Source organism: Bradyrhizobium sp. th-b2 (assembly GCF_000426785.1).
Lineage (GTDB): Bacteria > Pseudomonadota > Alphaproteobacteria > Rhizobiales > Xanthobacteraceae > Bradyrhizobium > Bradyrhizobium septentrionale.
Map to the genome: position 1 here is coordinate 1 of NZ_AUGA01000231.1, position 1,714 is coordinate 1,714.

Below are 1,714 nucleotides of genomic sequence, written 5' to 3' on the forward strand. Positions count from 1 at the left end.
TTAACCGAGCGGCAACCAATGCTTAGCCGTTGTTCTCGGTAGGACTACTGAGTCGCGCACCGGATGTTCTGGCCTTAGCAATCCTTATGGTCCGCTAACTGTTCTCTCTCCACAGCACAGCGGAGTTACCGGGGGTTCTCCGTGGGTGAACGGAGTTCCGTTTGCGCGAAATCGCTGCGCTGCGGAAATTCTGTAATGTTCCGGAGATCGGGAAAAACTAGCAACTTTTCCTTGATGCTGCTTTAAATGGCTCCAAGCGGGCATATAGCCTCGATGGTGGAGGACCGATGGGAGTGGCATCACTCTACTGCGTCTACTCGATAGGCGCTGATGATCGCATTCTGAGCCGGATCGATTTGCGCTGTGAGAGCGACGCAGACGCAATCCGGAAGGCCGAGATCTTAGTCGACTGGCATACCGTGGAGATCTGGAAAGATAACAAACTGCTACGCGCATTTGATGCGAGGGAGTAAGGCCGCCTCAGTTGGCGGCCTCTTTCATTGCAACATCTTCAAAATTTCCCCGCATATCAACCGCAGTGCGCAGTGGCCTGTTTCGCATCTGCTAGTGGCGGCTGGTTCCGGGGCGAAACACCGTAGTTTCCCGGAATCCCATAATGTTGTTGAAAACTCTAATCTTCCTCTTGCCGGGGCTAGATTTCATCCCGATCAAATTTTCAGACTAAACCGGTAGGGGGCCGTGCTTGAGCGGCCCCTTTCGATTCCTGGCGATATTTTCCGCCTCTGATTGCTAATGAGTTGGTTGATACACCGCGATCCTTCTCGCGCCTTTCCAAAGCTCGACCACGCAATCCTTCGCCAGATTCTTTGCGTGCAGTTTGGCCGCCTCGTCGTCCTCGCAGAATAGATCGACACGCTTCGCAATCTTCCCGTCCGCCCTAAGCAGATAGGCCTTGTACTCTTTCATAGCCACGCTTCCCCACGCGCGACATACGGCCAGCGCAGGACGTATTTAGAACGCATCTAAACGGGAGTCATCGGGACAAAGTGGCAATGGACCTATGTGGATTCGCAGTGGCCCTGCGAGGCGGACCAAAGAAAACGGCCCCAGCGCGGGGGCGAGCTGGGGCCACAGTCTGGGGAGGAGTGTCGGAAGGAGTCGACACAATTTCGATGTAGGGCCTGCGGTCAGCCAATCCCATTAAATTCGGGTTTAGACACTGGCCTGTTTTGATTTGGCGAGTGGCCTATTTCGGCCAGCACCGGTAGTCGGGTGCTGGCCCCTTTCCATCCCCACCAAACTTCAGTGGTCCTTTTTGATTTTTGGAGTGGTCCGTTTTGCTTTAAGCCAGCCGAAACCAAGGCTTATCCGGTGTTCTCGGTAGGACTACCGAGAAGCCTATCGGATGTTCTGTCCCATCCAATCTTTTATCCGTATCAAGGAATTTTATCCCGCAGAACGAACGGCGAAGCCTAGTCTCGTAGTTCTACGGGCGTGAACGGAGTTCCCGTGCTACAAGTGGAACTTGGTTTAGTTGCGCCAGTGACCTGCTGAGGACTGGAACAATGCCAATCAATCAGTTGCTGAAAGACTGCGAACGCACGCCTGAGGAAATCGAACGTCTGAACAAGGCATTCGACCACGCCCTACATTTGTTAGGCGTGCTTGACCGTGACGACCCACTTTGCAGGATGGTGGCTCGCGACGTTATCGACATCTGCGCAGCCGGCACCAACGATCCGCGCAAGATCGC

At 54.2% G+C, this 1,714-nt stretch carries 2 protein-coding genes; one reads left to right on the top strand and one right to left on the bottom strand.

Going from position 1 to position 1,714, the window contains the following annotated elements; all coding sequences use genetic code 11:
- Positions 1-750: 750 nt before the first annotated feature.
- Complete coding sequence (locus tag K359_RS63930) at positions 751-927, bottom strand: hypothetical protein (RefSeq protein ID WP_165124499.1); 177 nt, start codon at positions 925-927, stop codon at positions 751-753.
- A gap of 599 nt (positions 928-1,526) precedes the next feature.
- On the opposite strand from K359_RS63930, the gene K359_RS62915 reads away from it, so the two are divergent.
- Positions 1,527-1,714, top strand: a 188-nt coding sequence (locus tag K359_RS62915; RefSeq protein ID WP_156929151.1) for a hypothetical protein, incomplete at its 3' end; no start/stop codon positions are given.